This is a genomic window from Paenibacillus sp. JL3B1040 (genome assembly GCF_057063165.1).
Genome location: NZ_CM169317.1, coordinates 4719273 through 4738550, shown reverse-complemented (window position 1 = coordinate 4738550; position 19278 = coordinate 4719273). Strand labels below are relative to the sequence as shown.

Here is a 19278-nt window from a genome sequence, read left to right as displayed (position 1 = left end):
TAAACAAGTGTTTACTTGTACAACATGAGCCGATTTTAAGGAGAGGAGAAGCGAAATGGACGAAATAAAGGTGAAGAAAAGCCCGTTTGAAAGGGCGAAGTTGACTTTGGGGGTATTGGCGTTGATCGTATTGGCGGCTTGTTCCAAGGTGGAGGGCCAAGCGGATCAAATTCGTAAATCGGCAGACGATTCGCCGGTACAGGTAGTGGCTACGATCGGGATGATTGCGGATGTCGTACGGGAGGTCGGCGGCGACCAAGTCGAGGTGACCGGCCTGATGGGGCCGGGAGTCGATCCGCATCTATACAAGGCGTCGCAAGGGGATATCGAAAAGCTGGATGACGCGGACGTTGTTTTTTATGGCGGACTGCATCTGGAAGGGAAAATGACGGAGATTTTCGAGAAGTTGGAGCAGAGAAAACGCACGGTGGCGGTCTCGAAGGACATCGATCCGGCCGAACTGCGTTCCGGCGCGGACGCCGGCGGATCGCAATATGATCCGCATATCTGGTTTAACGTTCGCCATTGGATTACGGCAACGCAGACGATTCGCGATACGTTGTCTTCCTTCGATCCGGACCATGCGGACGTTTACGACCGGAACGCCGAGGCGTATATCGGCGAATTGGAGAAGCTCGACGCGGAAGTGAATGAGCGGATTGCGGAAATTCCGGAGCAGGACCGAGTGTTGGTGACGGCGCATGATGCATTTGGCTACTTTGGCGATGCTTACGGGATCAAGGTGATGGGACTGCAGGGGATCAGCACGGCGGCGGAATACGGTTCGAAGGACGTCTCCAAGCTCCGGGACTTCCTGGTCGAGAACAAGATCAAAGCCGTATTTGTGGAATCGAGCATTCCGACCAAATCGATGGAGGCGGTCATTGCCGGAGCCGCGGAGTTGGGACATACGGTCAAGATCGGCGGCGAGCTATATTCCGATTCGCTGGGCGAACCGGGTTCAGAGGCAGATACTTATATTCGCATGGTGGAACATAATGTCAACACGATTGTCGAAGCGTTGAAATAAGAAGTCCAGAAAGGAAGAACAACAATGAACGGTTATCCGCTTGAAGTCAACCGATTAACGGTCGCTTATCATAAAAAGCCGGTGCTGCGGTCGGTATCTTTCCAAATCCCGGAGGGCCAATTGATCGGAATCCTTGGCCCGAACGGGGCGGGAAAATCCACGCTGCTGAAAGCTGTGCTGGGATTGCTTCCGACGCTGGACGGTGATGTTCGCATTTACGGCAAGTCCTACCGGGAACAACGCAAACTGATCGGTTACGTGCCGCAGCGCGAATCGGTCGATTGGGATTTCCCGACGAATGCGCTGGATGTCGTGATGATGGGGCGTTACGGCCAGCTTGGCTGGTTCCGCCGCCCGGGGGCAAAGGAGCGGCAGATCGCCCTGGATTGTCTGGCTAAGGTAGGCATGGCGGAGTATGCCGGCCGCCAGATCAGCCAGCTGTCCGGAGGTCAGCAGCAGCGGGTATTTCTGGCCCGGGCGCTGGCGCAAAACGCGCAGGTGTATTTTATGGATGAACCGTTTGCCGGCGTGGACGCCACCACCGAAAAGGCGATCATCGGCCTGCTGCACGAGTTGAAGGAGCAGGGAAAAACGGTGCTGGTCGTGCATCACGATTTATCCACGGTCAAGGAGTATTTCGATCACGTCTTGTTGTTGAACGGTGAATTGATTGCCGCAGGTCCCACCAACGAGACGTTTACGCCGGACTATTTGCACAAGACATACGGCGGGAAAATCGCCATGCTGGCGGATTTCGGCGCCGTACCGACAGGGGCGGTGTGACGGCGATGTTTACGACATTATGGCAATGGATCACCGATCCGAACCTGCAATGGATCCTGATGGGCTCCCTGCTGCTAGGCTTGGGCAGCGGCGTCATCGGCTCTTTCACTTATCTTCGCAAGCAGAGCTTGCTGGGGGATGCGCTGGCGCATGCCGCGCTGCCGGGGATTTGCATCGCGTTTATGCTGAGCGGCGTCAAATCGGTGGGCCTCTTTATGCTCGGGGCGGTCCTCGCGGGGATGGCGGCCACGTTTGGCATTTCCGCGATTACCCGTTATACGCGAATCAAGCAAGATGCGGCGCTCGGCATCGTGCTGTCGGTGTTCTTCGGCATCGGGATCGTGATGTTGACCAAGATCCAGCACAGCGGCAACGGCAACCAAAGCGGGCTCGACAAATACATGTTCGGCCAGGCGGCCTCCATGATGCTGACGGACGTCTATCTGATGGGCGCGGTGTCCGTGCTGCTGATCGCGGTTTGCGCCCTGCTCTTTAAAGAGTTTAAGCTGGTAAGCTTTGATCCCGGTTTTGCCCGGGGCATGGGACTCAAGGTGGCTTTCTTCGAACAACTGCTCCTGCTGATGACCGTCGTGGCGGTTGTCGTGGGGATTCAGGCTGTCGGCGTCGTGCTGGTTGCCGCCCTGCTCATTACGCCGGCTGTCGCCGCGCGGTATTGGACCGATGCTTTGGGCATCATGGTCGTCCTGGCCGGCGTCTTCGGAGCGCTGTCGGGGGTCACCGGTACGCTGATCAGCTCCACTTTGTCGAATCTGCCGACCGGTCCGGTAACGGTGCTTGCCGCCACCGCATTGTTTGCCGTCTCCGCCGTGTTTGCGCCGAATCGGGGACTGCTGGCGAAGCTGATGCGCCGTTGGCGCGGTCGCAGCGAGGTACAGCAATCCGCCGAGTTGACGATGATCCGGCAAGCCGGAAATGCGGTAGAAAGGGGTGCGGAATAATGGCTGATTTTTGGATTATATTGACCGGTACGCTAGTGGCGGCCACCTGCGGGATTTTGGGCTGTTTTTTGGTTTTGCGAAAAATGGCCATGGTCGGGGATGCGATCAGCCACTCCGTGCTGCCGGGCATCGCCATCGCTTTTCTGATCAGCAGCTCGCGGGACTCCCTGCTGATGCTGCTTGGGGCGGCCGCGCTTGGGCTGATTACCGTGTTTCTGATCCAGGCCTTGCAGCAAAGCGGCCTGCAATCCGATGCCTCGATCGGCATCGTGTTTACGGCGCTGTTTGCCGTCGGTGTGATTCTGATCAGCCGGAACGCCTCCCATATTGACCTGGACCTGGATTGCGTGCTGTTCGGCGAAATCGCCTACGTGCAGTGGGATACCTGGATTTGGAACGGCTACGATATGGGACCGGTCGCCGTCTGGATGCTGGGCGGAACGCTGCTCCTCGTGCTGGCGGCAGTTTTGCTGTTCTACAAGCAGTTCAAGCTCTGCGCCTTCGATCCCGCGCTGGCCGCTGCGGTCGGCATACCGGTGGTGTTGTTCCACTATCTGCTGATGGGGCTGGTATCGCTGTCGACGGTTGCTTCGTTCGAGAGCGTCGGCGCGATCCTGGTCGTCGGCATGCTGATCATTCCGGCTTCGACGGCGTATCTGCTGACCGACCGGCTGAGCGTGATGCTGGGGTACAGCGTGTTGATCGGGGCGCTTAGCGCAGCCGGCGGTTACTACGCCGCCAAGTGGCTGGACGCCTCCATCGCCGGCTCGATGGTGACCGTTGCCGGGATTCTTTTCCTGCTGGCGTTCGTTTTCTCCCCGAAGCATGGTCTGATCGCCCGGTTCGGGAAACGGAAACGTCTCGACTCCGCGGTGGTTTAAGGCGTCGTCGTCAAGTTTTTGCTACCTAGCGCCTGTCTTCTCCGTATTACCTGATATAGTTAGCCGGCCAACGTGTCCGGTCAGACCATATTTTAAGGGAGAGGGATTCATATGGAGGCAGGTACGCAGCAACACCCAAAGAGGAATATGCCTGTGGGAAAATGGATTTCCACGGCCATCATCGTCATCGTCGTGCTCATCATCGGATCCAACAGTTACGCGCAGGTGGAATACGGTCACGTCGGTTTATACAAAACGTTCGGGAAATTGAATAACAATATTTTATCCCCGGGCATGCATCTCAAAATTCCGTTTATTCAAACCGTCATTCAGGTCAATACGCAGGTCACCAAGACGGAGACGGACACGACCGCTTCCTCCAAGGACCTGCAGCCGGTCTCCACGCATGTCGCCGTCAACTATTCGGTCAACAAGGAATCGGCTTATAATCTGATGAACAATATCGGCGGCAATTACGATACGGTCATCATTAACCCGGCCGTGCAGGAGATCGTGAAGGAAGTGACGGCCCGCTATCAGGCCGAGGATTTGATCGCCAAGCGCGACATCGTCGCCGGGGAAATCAGCGAGCATTTGACTGCCCGCCTGGCGAAATACGATCTAATCGTCAACGAAATCAATATCGTCAATTTCAAGTTCTCCGACGCGTTTAACCAATCGATCGAAGCGAAGCAGGTCGCCCAGCAGCAAGCGCTGAAAGCCAGCAACGACCTGAAGCGGATCCAGATCGAAGCGCAGCAAAAAATAGCCCAGGCCGAAGCCGAGGCCGAATCGCTCAAGCTGAAGAAGCAGGAGGTAACGCCGGAACTGGTGCAACTGAAGCAGATCGAAGTGCAGGAGAAAGCGCTGGAGAAATGGGACGGCAAGCTCCCGCAAGTAACGGGCGGAGCTACGCCCTTTATCGATATCCAATCGTTGACCGGTCAACAGTAACTGTATCCAACAATAAGGAACCCCGCTCTTTATGGAGAGAGGGGGCAGATCATCCGGGCCGCCCTTGAGGGGCGGCTTTTCTATTTGGCTTTAAGCCTCATGGGAAAGAGCCTCAGTCGATATTCGGCGTGGAGTCCCGGATAATCGGCTTGGTGTAGATATGGGACACCTGGTAAGGCTGACTCGGGTGATTCATCCGCGAGAGAAGCATTTCGGCTGCCTTAATCCCCATTTCGTTGCTGAAAATGTGGACCGTCGTCAAATGAGGTTCGACAATCACGGACTCGGGGCTGTTGTCGAAACCGCAGATGACGATATCCCGCGGAACCGACAAGTTTCGATTCTTCAGCGCTTTCATTACGCTAACGGCAATAAAGTCGTTCGCGCAGACGAAAACGGAAGGGAGATCGCGTATTCCGGCCACCCGCTCGTCCATCCATTCGGGTTTGGAGAAGAACAGCCGGTCATCGTCGACGATGCACTGGGACAAATCAAGGGCGATGCCGGCCTCGGTCAGCGCGCGCTGGAAACCGGTCCATCTTTCGTTAAAGCTGCGGCAATGGTTGTAATCGCCGATGAATCCAAAAGTTTTGTAACCGCCATCAATTAGTTTCTGGGTAAGTTGATAGGTGCTGTGTTCGTTCTCCATCAGCAACACGTCGGCGCGAAAATCCGGATAGCAAACGTAAGCCGAGCAGTCGATAAAGATGGTCGGGATGTCGAGGCCGGTGATGAGCTTGCTGTATTCCAGGTCGAACAACTCGATGCAGATAATGCCGTCCACATTGGCTGCGTCGAAGTTTTTCGGCAGCGACAGCGATTTTTGCTCAATATCCCTGACGATATGAATGGACAGGTTGTAGCCTTCGGCACTGATTCTTTTTTCCAAGCCGCTGATCAGGGTAGACCCGAAATGGGATGTGTTCGGCAAGTTCTCCGTCAACAATGCGATGTTGCCCGAACTTTTGGACAAGAGGCCGTCGCTGTCCATAAAAGCAAACTGCTTGTATTTCAGCTCAATGGCTTTTCTGATTACTTTATTGCGCGTTTCCGCCGGGATGCCTTCGCTTCCGTTCAGCGCTTTGGACGCCGTGTTGCGGGAGATGCCCAAAGCATCGGCGATATCCTGAATCGTTACTTTTTCCTTCGCCATCATTTCACCTCTATAGTATCCTCGGGTCACGATGCATTAAAAAGCGAGTATTTGCAAAGATTTCCTATCCCCAATGTATAATAGATCGAGAAAAATAGCAATATTTATTTTACAAATGCACAACCGTATTTTACATTTTGAACATTTACATTTGTCAACTTTTTGCAGAGCTATTGTATAGCTCTTGGCTTCCGTACAGCAGGAGAAGTGTCTTTTTTGTTGCGTATTTTGTCAAAATCTCATTGTTATTGCTTGTTTACATGAATTGAAAAAAGAACATTGTGCAAAATTAGAGGTTTTATGTTAACAAATGCACAATATTATTTTTACAAAATATATTGACTGCAAGATGTTTGTTTGTTAAATTGTAAATGCGATAGGGTGCAATTGACAAAAGATTGCTTTTGGTGAAAGCCCTTACTACATGAGAAAATGTAAACTTAGCGGGAGAACGGAGGTAACAAAATTGCAAAGCACCATAAAAGCCGGACAAGGAAAAACGGCACTTAGGAGATCCCCTAAACAAAGCCCCTTCGAATATTTGCGAAAATACGGCTTCCTCTACTTGCTGCTTGCCCCGGCCCTGATCCTCACCTTGATCTTCAAGTACGGGCCGATGTATGGAGCGGTGATCGCGTTCAAGGATTTTAGCCCGATTCGAGGCATTTTGGGCAGCGATTGGGTGGGACTTAAAAATTTCGACAAGTTTCTGTCCTCGCCCAATTTTGAAGTCATCTTTATGAATACGCTTAAATTGAGCTTGCTTGGGCTTTTGCTCAGCTTTCCCGTGCCGATCCTGCTGGCGCTGATGCTCAATCAAATCCGCCGGGCCGGCGTAAAGAAGAACATTCAGTTGTTTCTGTACGCCCCCAACTTTATTTCCGTCGTGGTCGTCGTCGGGATGCTGTTTATCTTCCTGTCGCCGACAGGGCCCGTCAACCAACTGTTCGTCTGGTTTACGGATGAGCCGATCATGTTCATGTCCCGACCCGAGTATTTCAGGTGGATTTATATTTTGTCGGATATTTGGACGGGAGCGGGCTGGTCCTCGATCATCTATGTGGCCGCATTGGCCAACGTGGATCCGGAGCTGCACCATGCGGCCCATCTTGACGGCGCTAACTTGCTGCAGCGGATTCGCCACATCGATCTGCCGACGATTCGTCCGATTATGGCGATCGTGTTCATTCTGGCCGCCGGCGGGATCATGTCGATCGGTTTCGAGAAGGCTTACTTGATGCAGACGGCGATGAACCTGCCGACCTCGGAGATTATTCCGACCTATGTGTACAAAATCGGCTTGCAGTCCGGAGACTACGCTTACTCCGCCGCCGTCGGGTTGTTCAACTCCGTCATCAACGTCATCCTGCTTGTGACCGTGAATTTTGTGGTTAAGAGGCTAAACGAAGGCGAAGGCCTTTATTGAGTCATCTTTTGATCACGAAGCAGGTCAAGAAGCGGATTCGGCGTCGAATCTTGAATTCAGCCGGGCCTTCCGTTGCTCACGTACCCAAAACGTACGCTGCGCTACTCAGTCCCTAGCTTCATTCAACCTTCTCGGTGCTGAAAACCTGACTTATTGAACTCGCAACTGTAGGAAAGGAGCAAAACTGCCATGCCCATTAAACATTCGAAATTCGACCGATTTCTGCTGGTTTTAAATGCCGTCGGGCTAGCGTTCGCCGTTTTGGTCGTGGTGATCCCGCTGATTTATGTCGTCGTGGCCTCATTTATGGACCCTTCCGTGTTGCTTAGCCGCGGCCTGTCCTTCAACGTGAAGGACTGGACCCTGGACGGTTACGAGAAAATCCTGACGAATCCGGCGATGGTCCGGGGATTCGGCAACGCGGTGCTGTACTCGACTTCTTTTGCCCTGATCACCGTGACGGTGTCGGTGTTCGCGGGCTACGCCCTGTCGGATCATAGGCTTGTCGGCCGCCGCATATTTATGACCTTGTTTTTGATCACGATGTTTTTCGGCGGCGGGCTGGTGCCGACTTACCTGCTGGTCAAAGAGCTTGGCATGATCGATACCGTCTGGGCGGTGATCATTCCCGGCGCGGTCAACGTATGGAACATCATCTTGTCGCGGACGTTTTTCAGGGGCGTGCCGAACGAACTGAGGGAGGCCGCCAACGTCGACGGCGCTTCCGAAGCGATGATTTTCTTCCGCATCGTGCTGCCGCTGTCCAAACCGATCGTTTTTGTGTTGGCGCTGTACGCTTTCGTCGGCCAGTGGAACGCCTATTTCGACGCCATGATTTACCTGGACAATCCGAACTTGCACCCGCTGCAGCTCGTGCTCCGGTCGATTCTGATCCAGAACCAGGTCGATCCTAGCATGATCGCCGATCAACTGGCCATGGCGGAGATGAAGCGGTTGTCCGAGATGATCAAATACGCGGCGATCGTGATTTCGAGCCTGCCGCTCGTCGTGATGTATCCGTTTTTCCAGAAATATTTCGAGAAAGGTGTTATGGTCGGCTCCCTGAAATAATGCCGCCTGCACATAAATGCTTTGCCTAAAGCACAAATCTGGGAGGTCAAAAACAATGGAAAAAAGCCAAAAAGTGAAATTTGCCTGCAAGGCTGTCTCCGTCTCCGTACTTGCTTCCGCGCTTCTGCTGTCCGCCTGCGGCAACGGGGGAAGCCAAAGCTCGGCCGGCAACGAACAGGATCCGAACGGGAAAATCACGCTGAACATGATGACGCAAAGCTCGCCGCTGGCGCCTGCGGATCCTAACGACAAGCTGATTTTCAAACGGCTGGAGGAAAAAACGAATGTCCATATTAATTGGAAGAATTTCACCAAAGATGTGTTTGTGGAAAAAAGAAATCTCGCCATGGCCAGCGGCGATCTTCCCGACGCGATCTTCGACGCCGGTTACAGCGATTACGAGCTGCTTAAGCTGGCCAAGGACGGGGCGATTATTCCGCTGAACGATCTGATCGAGCAATATATGCCGAATTTCCAAAAAGTGCTGGAGGATGCGCCGGAATACAAGGGGATGATTACCGCGCCGGACGGCAACATCTACGCTTTTCCGTGGATCGAAGAGCTCGGTACGGGGAAAGAGCGAATTCAATCCGTCGACGCCGTTCCGTGGATCAATGTGGAATGGCTGAATAAGCTCGGTCTTGAGATGCCGAAAACGACGGAGGAATTGAAGCGGGTACTGATCGCCTTCAAAACCCAGGATCCCAACGGAAACGGGCAGGCCGACGAAATTCCGCTGTCTTTTATCAACAAGCCGGGGGCCGAGGATTTGGTGTTCCTGTTCGCCGCGTTTGGTTTAGGAGAAAATCCCGATCACGCGGTAGTTTCGAACGACGGCAAAGTCGTGTTTGCACCTGCCGAGGAAGGCTATAAAGACGCCGTCAAATATATCAACGAGCTATATAAAGAGGGACTCATCGATATCGAAGCGTACACGCAGGATTGGAGCACGTATCTGGCCAAGGGCAAGGACCATCGGTACGGCCTCTATTTCACTTGGGACAAGAGCAACATTACGGGCGCTAATGACAGTTACGAAGTGATGCCGCCGGTAGCCGGGCCGGACGGCGAGATCAATGTGGCCCAAACGAACGCGTTGGGCTTCCATCGCGGCCGGATGGTCGTTACGAGCACCAACAAAAACCTGGAAGCGACGGCGAAATGGGTGGATCAAATGTACGATCCGATCCAATCCGTGCAGAACAACTGGGGCACTTACGGCGACGAGACGCAGCAAAACATCTTCGAATACGACGAAGCGAGCAACAGCCTGAAGCATCTGCCGCTGAACGGAACCGCTCCGGTTGAACTGCGGGAAAAAACGAGCGTCGGCGGTCCGCTGGCGATCCTGGACAGCTATTTCGGCAAATACACCACCGTGCCGGACGACGCCAAGGAGAGAATGCAAATCATCAAGGAGGTCATGGCACCTCATATGCAGGCGGAGCAGGCAATGCCCAACGTATTCCATTCGATCGATGAGCTGGACCGACTGACGACGATCGAAACGGACTTGTTCGCTTATGTGCTGAGAAAGCGCACCGAGTGGTATCAGAACGGCAAAATCGATCAAGAGTGGGGCGGCTATTTGCAGGAGCTGGATCGGCTCGGGCTGCAGGATTGGCTGAAAATCAAACAGGACGGTTACGACCGGGCCATGAAAAAGTAATCGGGAAGCCAAGCGGCTTCGAACGAAGCAAAGGTACTTATATAGAGATAATCGATTTATATTATGGAGGCAAAAAAGGAGAGACGCTGGAATGTCGACAATCGCCAAGCAAAACTACAGAGGCAGGTATCATTTCTCGCCGGAGAAAAACTGGATGAACGATCCGAACGGGCTGGTTTATTTTGCCGGAGAATACCATCTGTTCTATCAGTATTATCCGCATGGAACGACCCACGGGCCAATGCACTGGGGCCACGCCGTAAGCGAAGACCTGGTTCATTGGGAGGAGCTTGACATCGCGCTCTTTCCCGACGAGAACGGAACGATTTTCTCGGGGAGTGCGGTAGTGGACTGGAGCAATTCGACCGGCTTTTTCGGGGAGGAACCGGGGCTGGTCGCGATTTTCACCCATCACCTCGAATCGGAAGGAAAACCTCCCGTGCAGATGCAAAGCATCGCCTACAGCAAAGACAAAGGCAGGACATGGACGAAATACGCGGGAAATCCGGTGTTGAGACAGGAACGTTTCGTTGATTTTCGCGATCCCAAGGTATTTTGGCATGAAGACACCCGGCGCTGGGTTATGATCATCGCTTGCGGACAGACGGTAGGTCTGTATCATTCTCCCGATTTAAAAACATGGACGTTCGCCAGTGAATTCGGCAGCGGAATCGGCTTCCATGAGGCGGTTTGGGAATGTCCCGATTTGTTCCAGCTGGCGGTGGACGGCGACGCTTCCAGAACCAGGTGGGTGATGCTAGTCAGCGTGGGCGACCATCCCGCTTATCCGGAAGGGTCGAGAACACAGTATTTTACCGGGGAATTCGACGGCGTGACGTTTACGCCCGATGAAGAATCGCGCGCGGTCCGCTGGCTGGACCATGGCCGGGACAATTACGCGGGCGTCAGTTGGTCCGATATTCCGGCGGAGGATGGCAGACGGCTGTTGATTGGCTGGATGAGCAACTGGAAGTATGCGCAGTTGACGCCGACGGAAGCGTTTCGCGGCGCGATGACGGTACCGCGGGAACTTGCGCTGGAATCCCGGAACGGTGCGACCGTTCTGACGCAGAGACCGGTGCGGGAACTGGCTCGTCTGCGCCGGCCGGTGCTCAGTCTGGCGAATGTCGCCGCCGGGGAAGCGGAAGCCGCTTTGCGTTCCTTGCGGCTGGATAGCTACGAGCTGGTTGCGGAAGCCGCACCCGGCACGTCCTTAGCCTTTAAGGTCAGAACGGGGGCCGGACAGGAGACGATTGTTGGCGTGAACGCGGCTTCCGGGGAGGTCTATGTGGACCGCACGAAGTCGGGGCAGCACGAGTTCCACGAGCAGTTCCGCGGCGTGCACGCGGCCAAGCTGCATTCCGCGGGGGAGAAGCTTGAGCTGCGCATTTTCGTGGACCGCGCCTCCGTCGAAGTGTTTGCCAATGACGGAGAGGCGGTCATTACCGATCTGATCTTCCCCGGACCGGAGGCCACCGGCCTATCCCTGGCGGCGGAAACGGACTTGGCGCTGAAGTCGCTGACGATTTATGAGCTGGCGCCATAATTGGCTGGTGTGGCAATGGCGGGCGCGCCGGCCTGGACGGTTAACGGACCTGGGCGGCCTTATTTAGGCTTTAGCCAGTTGAGTACGCGAAGCGTGCGAAACAAAAAACCACCCGCTATGCGGGTGGAGGGAACGAGGGTTTGACCAACAAGACCATCCCGATAAAATTGAGATGTTCAGGCTCAATGAAAGGAATGGTCTTAGATGGCAAACAAGAACTACAGTCTTGCTCACACAAAGTGGATGTGCAAATACCATATTGTGTTCACCCCGAAGTATAGACGGAAAGAAATCTATAATCAAGTGAGGAAAGACTTGATCGAAATTTTCAAACGTCTATGTAAGTATAAAGGCGTGGAGATTCTAGAAGGTCATATGATGCCGGATCATGTACACATGTTGGTAGCCATTCCACCAAAGATATCCGTGTCATCTTTCATGGGATATCTGAAGGGAAAAAGTTCCCTCATGATCTTTGAGAAACATGCCCAATTAAAGTATAAATACGGGAACCGAAAATTTTGGGCGGAGGGATATTATGTGAGTACAGTGGGACTGAATGAAGCTACCGTAGCAAAGTATATTCGTGAACAAGAAGTACACGACCAGGCGATGGATAAGCTGAGTGTAAAAGAATATGAAGATCCGTTCAGCAGTAACGGTGGCAAGAAGAAGTAAACCAGTTTAACTGGTAAGTGAAGGTGACAAAATACACTGAGCCTGAACAATTTTATTGTCAGGCTAGCGTCTTTAGGCGCAGTTTGGCAACAGGGGGTTATACCCCAAGAGCAAACCACCCGTTGGACGGGTGGTTATGATTTGCTCGAAAAGGCGGCGTTTCAAATTCTAGCGGACCGTAGCGCTCTTATTTGCCCGGAAATGACCGAATACGCACGCTGTATTGCCAAATAAGGTCTGTGGTGTCCGTTACTGTATGCAAACTGTTGCTTTTGGCGAAATAGCGGCGCTGGTGTCCGTTAGGATCGGCACTGCGGCCGATGAATGGGGCCGGTGAAACATACAAGATGCGGGGCCGCCTTGGACTGTATCGAAAAAAGGAGATCATCAACATGCGCATAGGAGCGATTGAGGCCGGCGGGACGAAATTCGTCTGCGGCGTCGGCGATGAGCACGGCGTGATTGAGGACAGCATCAGTTTTCCGACGGGAAGTCCGGAGGTCACGCTTGGCAAAGCGATAGCTTATTTGAAGGACAAACGGGTGGAGGCGATCGGGGTCGGTTCATTTGGCCCCATCGATCTTCGGCAAGACAGTCCCACCTACGGCTATGTAACCACAACGCCGAAACCCGGCTGGAGCCGGTTCGATTTCCTCGGCGCGCTGCGCCGCGAATTTCCCGTCCCTTTGGGCTGGGATACCGACGTGAACGCGGCCGCGTTGGGAGAAGCGGCATGGGGGGCCGCCCGGGGCCTGAACAGCTGCCTGTATTATACGGTGGGAACGGGCGTTGGGATCGGCGTCTATCTGGAAGGCCGGCTGGTGCATGGGCTGGTTCACCCGGAGGGCGGTCATGTGCCGGTAAGGCGGCACCCGGACGATGATTTCGCGGGCCGCTGCCCGTATCACGGCGATTGCCTGGAAGGCATGGCGGCGGGACCGGCGATTGAAGCCCGCTGGAAAGTCAAAGGGCATGAGCTGCCGGGGGATCATCCCGCTTGGGAAATCGAGGCGTTTTATCTTGCTCAGTCGATTACGGGGGCGGTGCTGTTGACCTCGCCGGAAAAGATCATCCTGGGCGGCGGGGTCATGCAGCAGCCCCAATTGTTCCCGTTGATTCGGGAGGCGGTGCGCCAAAATCTGAACGGATACCTAAACGCCGGCGAGATTTTGGAGCGCATAGAGGAGTATATCGTGCCTCCCGGTCTTGGGCAGCAAGCGGGGCTTTGCGGCGCGTTGGCATTGGGGCTGAAGGCGTTAACCGGGCGGATTCCTGCTTCTTAAGCGAAGAGGGACACCGGAGGGAGGCGGTGGCCGTGATCCACGGCCTCCTCGCGCCGGAGGTCCAAACAAGTTTGTATCTCTCACAAGAAAAGAGGGGATATCATGGGAAAAGGCAAATCCGTCGCAGTCTCCATCCTTTTGTCCTCCGCGCTTATTATTGCCGGGCTTGATGCAGGGGTGGTCCGGGCATTGAGTGCGGAGACGGAAAAGGAAACGGGAAAGGAGGCTCATGTCATTTTTGAAAGCGCAACCAACTTTGAGACGAATTTGACCGGTTGGCGGATGGAAGGAAAGGGCCGAATGGAGACGGCGGAGCTGGGGCTGCTGCTTGTCTCGGAACCGAGGGAGAACGTCATGGCCCTGACGGAAACCCGGGCGGCCGATTTTATCTATGAAGCCGACGTCATGGTAACGGAGAGACAGGCGGACGCCACGTTGGTATTCCGTTCCAGTCAGGACGGGTGGTCCTCCTATATGCTTCAGCTCGTGCCGAACGCGGGATTGATCCGATTAAAAGACGCGAGCGGAGACGGCAGGCTGCGGGAAGAACGGCGGGTGGACTTGGCCGAAGGGGAAATCTATCATCTGAAAGTCAAAGCCGAAGGAACCCGGCTTCAGGTCTATTGGGGGGACCGCTATAAACCGCTGATCGATGTCCATGACGGGGCTTATGCTTCCGGGTATTTGGGCCTGAACGTTTGGGACGGCTCCGCGCTGTTTCAAAACGTGAGGGTCAGCGAACTGAACAGTAATTTAGGCAAGGCGATCGCGACTTCGGGAGCCTGGCAGCCGGACCTGCGGGGGGAGCTGGGAACGGCGGACGGTACCCGGCGGGCGCTGCGGCTTTATCAGGGGGCTGAGCGGGATCTCGTGCTGGAAGGGAACGTGTCTTTTGCCGCCGATCAAGGGGATGCCGGCTTGCGGTTTAGAGCGAACGGACAGGGGACGGACGGCTACGAGGCGGCTTTGCGAAAAGACGGCGGCCAAGTTTGGGCGGAGCTAAGAAAAGCGGACGGCCGCGTCATCGCCATCTCGAAACGCGCTTACCCGTCGGCTTCCAAAGCAAAGCATCATCTGGAAATCCATGCGCTTGGGAGCCGGATTCAGGTTTATGTGGACGGCTACGCCGAACCGGCCGTGGATGCCGTTGACAATAGCTACGCGGACGGTCACGCGGGATTTGCGGTATCCGGGGGAGCGGCGTATTTTCAGGACGTTTATTTGACCGCGGCCAACGATTATTATACGGAAAAATACCGCCCCGACTACCATTATTCGCCTGCCCGCGGGTCGGCAAGCGATCCGAACGGACTGGTCTATTACGAAGGGGAATACCATCTGTTTCATCAGGACGGCGGAACTTGGGCGCACGCGGTCAGCACCGATCTCGTTCATTGGAAGCGCTTGCCCGTCGCATTGCCCTGGAACGATCTGGGCCATGTTTGGTCGGGTTCGGCCGTCGCCGATCTCCATAATGCCTCCGGCTTGTTCACGGATTCCGGGGGAAAAGGCCTGATCGCTTATTATACTTCCTATCATCCGGACGGTCCGAACGGCAACCAACGCATCGGGCTGGCTTACAGCAAAGATCGCGGCCGCACCTGGGAATACGCCGCAGAGCGCCCGGTCGTGATCGAAAACCCGGGCAAGCAGGGGGACGATCCGGGAGGATGGGACTTTCGCGATCCCAAGGTCGTGCGGGACGAAGAGCATAACCGCTGGGTTATGGTTGTGTCCGGCGGCGACCATATCCGCTTCTTCACTTCGACCAACCTGATCGACTGGACGCTGACCGACAACTTCGGATACGGGGCTTATGTCCGCGGCGGCGTGTGGGAATGCCCCGATTTGTTCCAACTGGCCGTGGACGGCACGGGCGAGAAAAAATGGGTGCTCATGATCAGCACGGGCGCCCACCCGAATACGCAGGGCTCGGCGGCGGAGTATTTTGTCGGGGAGCTTACTGCCGAGGGCAAGTTCGTTAACGACAATCCTGCCGGCAAAGTGCTGGCGACCGATTACGGCAAAGAATTTTACGCCTCCATGTCATTTGCCGGTATGCCGGACGGACGCAGGGTGATGCTGGCCTGGATGACGAACTGGGATTACCCGTTCGCTTTTCCGACCGAAGGGTGGAAAGGTGTCCTTAGCATTCCGCGCGAGTTAACGCTGAGGAAGACGCAAGAGGGAATCCGTCTGGTGCAGACGCCGATCCGCGAGCTGGAATCGCTGCGCGGCCAGCGGTTGTTTGCGGCGTCGGATCGCCTTGTCCAGCCGGATAGGGAGAATTTACTGAAAGGCGTGTCCTCCGGCGCTTATGAAATTGAAGCCGACATTGAAATTCCGCAGTCTAGCCGCGTGAGCGAATTTGGTTTCCGCCTCCGCGAGGGAGCCGGAAAGTATACGGTCGTCGGCTACAAAACAAAAGAGAACGAAATCTACGTGGACCGCTCCCTTTCCGGCGATACCGACTTCTCCGACCGGTTCACCACGCTTCATAAGGCACCGCTTCAGCCGGACAACCGGCGCGTGAAGCTGCGGATTTTCGTGGACGATTCCTCGCTGGAAGTCTTCGGAGGGGATGGCCGCATCGTGTTTTCGGAGGTGATGTTTCCCGATCCTGCGCACCGTGAAATGAGCCTTTTTAGTGTAGGTGGAGAGGTGAACGTCGTTTCCTTGAAGGTGCACGCGCTGACAAACGTATGGAACGAGGCGGCGGGGAGCCAAACCTCCATCGTGATGAACACGAGCCCGCAGGAAATGGGGCAAGGGGACACCCGGACCTTGTACGCGGCGGTGAGCGACGGTGCGACAAGCGGGCACAGCGGCGGTTCGGACATTAACCGGAATCAGCCGATCCGCTGGGAGTCGAGCGATCCGCAAGTCGTGGCCATCGCTTCGTCCGATCAGCGGCAGGCGGTGATTCGCGCGGTCGGCCCAGGAGAGGCGGTGGTCACCGCCTCCACCCCGAACGGGAAAGCGGCGGCCGGCGTTCCGGTGAAGGTGTTTGCCGGGGAGTTCCATACGAATCTGACCGGATGGGCTCCCGATTTGACGGCATCCTCCTGGGTGGCGACGGAGCGGGGCATCCGCGGCAGCTACGGGAGCGACGCTCATTATGTGGCGGAGGAGACGGCCGGGGATTTTGTGTATGAGGCCGAAATGACGCTGGCCGAAACGGGCGGGGCGGGCTCTATCCTGTTTCGCGCCAGCCGGGACGGGCGAAGCGGGTACTATTTTAATATCGATCCGAATATGAAAGCTTTCCGTTTGTTCTACAAAATCGATGGCGCATTTGCCGAACGCCAGGTGCTGGCGAAAGTGCCGGCTTTCATCCAGCCGGGAAAGAAATACGCCATCGTCATCGAAGCGGACGGGCCGCGTATCCGGATTTCCGTGGACGGCGCCGGGATCATTGACATTACCGACGGAACGTTTGCGGAAGGGCATCTCGGCGTCCACGTCTTCGGCGGCGCGGCGTTTTATCAAAACGTCAACGCCAACCGGATGGAGCAGGCCAAGCTGCGGAGAACAAGCTTCGTCAACGCCGGCGCGAACGCGTCGCTGTACGCCGCTGTAGCGGAAGACGGCGAGCCGATCGCCCTGCTCCCGGCCGGGGACGGGGAGGCGACCCGGCAGGCTTGGGTGTTGGTGCCGACCGGAGACGAGTTGGGCTCCTATTCGATCCGCACCTCCGCGGGAGGCAAAGCTTTGGACCTCGATACCGGCCAAAACAAACTCCAACTGTACGATTATCTCGGTTACGACAATCAGCGCTGGCTGCTTCGCGACAATGGCGACGGCACGATAGCCATTCTGTCGCTTCACAACCGGCAAGCGCTTGAAGCTTCGGCGGACGGCGGTTCCTTGTACCTGAACGAGCCGGATCCGGCGCTGGACCGGCAAAAATGGCAAGCGGCGAGTACCGGCGCGCCGTGATGCTCCAGTTTATATAGGCATAGCGGCGGGTTGGTTAATTAAGGGCTCCCCAATAGCGAGAAGGTTTCTTCCGCTTGGAGAGCCCTGCAAAACGAATACAGTTTCTGTAAAAAGCAACCCAGTACCCCTTCGGTGCTGGGTTTGCTGTATACTGGAAGAAAAAGAGAAGCGAGTTGAGCCGTTTTGCTGCAGCCAGCCAGACAACTAACCGCATCATTCCATGCGGAGCTATATCAGCTTGTGCCGGAAGACCATCTGCTTCGCAAGATCGATGCTGCGGTGGATTTCGGATTTGTATACGAACTAGTGGAGGATTCCTACTGCAAGTATTACGGCAGACCGGCAAACGAGCCGGAACTGTTGTTTCGCCTGCTGTTCTTACAGATCCTGTACAACCTCTCGGATGAGCGAATGATTCAGGAAGCTGAGGTGAATCTGGCTTACAAGTGGTTTCTCGGGATCAATCCGGAGGATCCGCTGCCAGACGCCTCCCAGCTGTCGCGGTTTCGTAATCACCGGCTAGGAGCAAGTCAGGTCGAAGACGTACTGAAGCATGTAGTCAGTCAATGCATTGAGCAAGGCTTAGTCAAAAGCAAAACCATTATCCTGGATGCCACGCATACACGGGCCGGCAGCCCAAAACAAAAGCCGTTCGACGTGCTGCGTGACGCGGCCAAGCGTCTGTTTCGCGTCGTAGTCAAACGCCACCCCAAGTTGGAGAAGAAACTACCTAAGCTGCCCTCCGTTAAAAGCGAAGATACGGAAGCGGAGAAAACCATGCTGACCTACTTGGCGCAACTGGGAGAGACCGTGGAGGAACTGCTTCCGGACCATGAAGGAGCGGTGAGTGAGAAACTGGGCATCGCCAAACAAATCATCGAGGATGAGCGACTCCTCTCACAAAAGGGGATTCTCTCCGCCATCGACCCGGATGCACGTTTCGGCTGGAAGAGTAGTAGCAAATCGTTCTTTGGCTACAAAGAACATATCGCCATGACGGAGGAAGAGATCATTACCGCGCTGGAGGTAACACCGGGAAGCACTGACGACGGCAAGCAATTACCGGCATTGCTCGAACAAACCACAGCAAACGGTGTAACCGTAAACGAAATCATTGCGGATACCGCCTATTCGGGCAAGGATAATCTGGCGAGAATGAAAAAGGAAACCATATCGCCTGTCGTGCCCTTAAACCCAATTGTCCACGAAGGGGGCGAGCGTCAAGAAGGATTCGAGTATAACAAGGATGCCGATTTCGTCGTTTGTCCGGCCGGTGAGCGAAACAAACGGAAGGCGATTCAAGGCAGCAAGACCAGCGGAGAGAGCCGATCACTCGTCTTTTACTTTGACGTCGAGAAATGCAAAACCTGTCCGCTGCGCGAAGGATGCTACAAGCCGGGCGCCAAGAGTAAGACTTACTCGATTCGGATCATCGCCGAACATTATAAGGAACAGATCGAGTTCGAGTTCAGTGATACGTTCAAGGAACGAATCAAGCGCAGACCGATCATTGAACACAAGAACGCGGAAATGAAGAGATTCCACGGTATGGATACAGCCAGGTACCGGGGTCTCTTCCGCATGCGAATACAAGCCTACCTCACCGCGTTTGTTGTAAACGTAAAACGGATGGTGAAGTTAAAAGAGCAAAAGCAGCCCATCCTCGGGTGAGGATGAAGCTGCTTTTTCCGTTTTATCGAATTTATTTTCCAGTTCCGAGCCCCCAATAACCTAGAAACGAGGCTTTTGCAGGGCTCTCCGCTTGGGAGCTCTTTTTTTGATCGCCCCGCCCGAGCGCATCTGCTTCACTCTCCAGCTTGTACAGTTGCCCGCTGCCTTCCTTTGCTGAAACAGTGAGCGGGCGTTGAAATGCCGAACCGGCGACGCGCGTTTTGACTGGAGCGTC

General features: G+C 55.1%; 14 protein-coding genes. 13 read left to right on the top strand and 1 reads right to left on the bottom strand.

Annotation, left to right across the window (positions count from 1 at the left end; genetic code table 11):
- Positions 1 to 55: 55 nt before the first annotated feature.
- The 5 genes from ACZF99_RS21665 to ACZF99_RS21645 all read left to right on the top strand — a co-directional run bounded on the left by ACZF99_RS21665 (position 56) and on the right by ACZF99_RS21645 (position 4607).
- The gene (locus ACZF99_RS21665) at positions 56 to 1030 is read left to right on the top strand and encodes a metal ABC transporter solute-binding protein, Zn/Mn family (RefSeq protein WP_483607025.1); all 975 of its coding nucleotides are present in this window, start codon (positions 56 to 58) and stop codon (positions 1028 to 1030) included.
- 24 nt (positions 1031 to 1054) lie between these two features.
- Entirely contained in the window at positions 1055 to 1813 is a 759-nt protein-coding gene (locus tag ACZF99_RS21660) for a metal ABC transporter ATP-binding protein (protein WP_483607024.1), read from the top strand.
- A gap of 5 nt (positions 1814 to 1818) precedes the next feature.
- Positions 1819 to 2772, top strand: coding sequence for a metal ABC transporter permease (locus ACZF99_RS21655; protein ID WP_483607023.1), 954 nt, complete (start codon positions 1819 to 1821; stop codon positions 2770 to 2772).
- Positions 2772 to 3653, top strand: a complete 882-nt coding sequence (locus ACZF99_RS21650; protein ID WP_483607022.1) for a metal ABC transporter permease — start codon at positions 2772 to 2774, stop codon at positions 3651 to 3653. The genes ACZF99_RS21655 and ACZF99_RS21650 overlap by 1 nt, the downstream gene beginning before the upstream one ends.
- Before the next feature lie 147 nt (positions 3654 to 3800).
- On the top strand, positions 3801 to 4607 hold the full coding sequence (locus tag ACZF99_RS21645; RefSeq protein WP_483607021.1) for a prohibitin family protein: 807 nt from the start codon (positions 3801 to 3803) through the stop codon (positions 4605 to 4607).
- Between the two features lie 112 nt (positions 4608 to 4719).
- Here the strand turns inward: ACZF99_RS21645 and ACZF99_RS21640 are convergent, their stop codons facing one another.
- The gene (locus ACZF99_RS21640; RefSeq protein WP_483607019.1) at positions 4720 to 5760 is read right to left on the bottom strand and encodes a LacI family DNA-binding transcriptional regulator; all 1041 of its coding nucleotides are present in this window, start codon (positions 5758 to 5760) and stop codon (positions 4720 to 4722) included.
- Positions 5761 to 6301: 541 nt separating this feature from the next.
- Between ACZF99_RS21640 and ACZF99_RS21635 the strand changes: the two genes are divergently transcribed.
- From ACZF99_RS21635 to ACZF99_RS21600, 8 genes are all read left to right on the top strand, one after another.
- Positions 6302 to 7186, top strand: coding sequence for an ABC transporter permease (locus ACZF99_RS21635; protein ID WP_483612886.1), 885 nt, complete (start codon positions 6302 to 6304; stop codon positions 7184 to 7186).
- A gap of 189 nt (positions 7187 to 7375) precedes the next feature.
- Positions 7376 to 8257 carry a carbohydrate ABC transporter permease gene (locus ACZF99_RS21630; RefSeq protein WP_483607018.1) on the top strand — a complete coding sequence of 294 codons (882 nt, stop codon included), beginning with the start codon at positions 7376 to 7378 and terminating at the stop codon, positions 8255 to 8257.
- Between the two features lie 55 nt (positions 8258 to 8312).
- Positions 8313 to 9926 (top strand): ABC transporter substrate-binding protein, encoded by a 1614-nt coding sequence (locus tag ACZF99_RS21625; RefSeq protein ID WP_483607017.1) that lies wholly within the window; start codon positions 8313 to 8315, stop codon positions 9924 to 9926.
- Positions 9927 to 10017: 91 nt separating this feature from the next.
- Positions 10018 to 11472 carry a glycoside hydrolase family 32 protein gene (locus ACZF99_RS21620; protein ID WP_483607016.1) on the top strand — a complete coding sequence of 485 codons (1455 nt, stop codon included), beginning with the start codon at positions 10018 to 10020 and terminating at the stop codon, positions 11470 to 11472.
- Between the two features lie 204 nt (positions 11473 to 11676).
- Positions 11677 to 12150, top strand: a complete 474-nt coding sequence (gene tnpA, locus ACZF99_RS21615; RefSeq protein WP_240268557.1) for an IS200/IS605 family transposase — start codon at positions 11677 to 11679, stop codon at positions 12148 to 12150.
- Between the two features lie 392 nt (positions 12151 to 12542).
- Positions 12543 to 13433, top strand: a complete 891-nt coding sequence (locus tag ACZF99_RS21610; RefSeq protein WP_483607015.1) for an ROK family protein — start codon at positions 12543 to 12545, stop codon at positions 13431 to 13433.
- Positions 13434 to 13535: 102 nt separating this feature from the next.
- Entirely contained in the window at positions 13536 to 17372 is a 3837-nt protein-coding gene (locus ACZF99_RS21605) for a GH32 C-terminal domain-containing protein (RefSeq protein ID WP_483607014.1), read from the top strand.
- Between the two features lie 183 nt (positions 17373 to 17555).
- Complete coding sequence (locus tag ACZF99_RS21600) at positions 17556 to 19043, top strand: IS1182 family transposase (RefSeq protein ID WP_483606049.1); 1488 nt, start codon at positions 17556 to 17558, stop codon at positions 19041 to 19043.
- Positions 19044 to 19278 lie beyond the last annotated feature (235 nt).

What these genes read in the sequence shown, in the direction of transcription:
- ACZF99_RS21650 (WP_483607022.1), top strand. Translation starts at nt 2,772, where the DNA reads ATGGCTGATTTTTGGATTATATTGACCGGTACGCTAGTGGCGGCCACC.
- ACZF99_RS21630 (WP_483607018.1), top strand. Translation starts at nt 7,376, where the DNA reads ATGCCCATTAAACATTCGAAATTCGACCGATTTCTGCTGGTTTTAAAT.
- ACZF99_RS21655 (WP_483607023.1), top strand. Translation starts at nt 1,819, where the DNA reads ATGTTTACGACATTATGGCAATGGATCACCGATCCGAACCTGCAATGG.
- ACZF99_RS21605 (WP_483607014.1), top strand. Translation starts at nt 13,536, where the DNA reads ATGGGAAAAGGCAAATCCGTCGCAGTCTCCATCCTTTTGTCCTCCGCG.
- ACZF99_RS21620 (WP_483607016.1), top strand. Translation starts at nt 10,018, where the DNA reads ATGTCGACAATCGCCAAGCAAAACTACAGAGGCAGGTATCATTTCTCG.
- ACZF99_RS21625 (WP_483607017.1), top strand. Translation starts at nt 8,313, where the DNA reads ATGGAAAAAAGCCAAAAAGTGAAATTTGCCTGCAAGGCTGTCTCCGTC.
- ACZF99_RS21665 (WP_483607025.1), top strand. Translation starts at nt 56, where the DNA reads ATGGACGAAATAAAGGTGAAGAAAAGCCCGTTTGAAAGGGCGAAGTTG.
- ACZF99_RS21610 (WP_483607015.1), top strand. Translation starts at nt 12,543, where the DNA reads ATGCGCATAGGAGCGATTGAGGCCGGCGGGACGAAATTCGTCTGCGGC.
- ACZF99_RS21640 (WP_483607019.1), bottom strand. Translation starts at nt 5,760, where the DNA reads ATGGCGAAGGAAAAAGTAACGATTCAGGATATCGCCGATGCTTTGGGC.
- tnpA (WP_240268557.1), top strand. Translation starts at nt 11,677, where the DNA reads ATGGCAAACAAGAACTACAGTCTTGCTCACACAAAGTGGATGTGCAAA.
- ACZF99_RS21660 (WP_483607024.1), top strand. Translation starts at nt 1,055, where the DNA reads ATGAACGGTTATCCGCTTGAAGTCAACCGATTAACGGTCGCTTATCAT.
- ACZF99_RS21645 (WP_483607021.1), top strand. Translation starts at nt 3,801, where the DNA reads ATGCCTGTGGGAAAATGGATTTCCACGGCCATCATCGTCATCGTCGTG.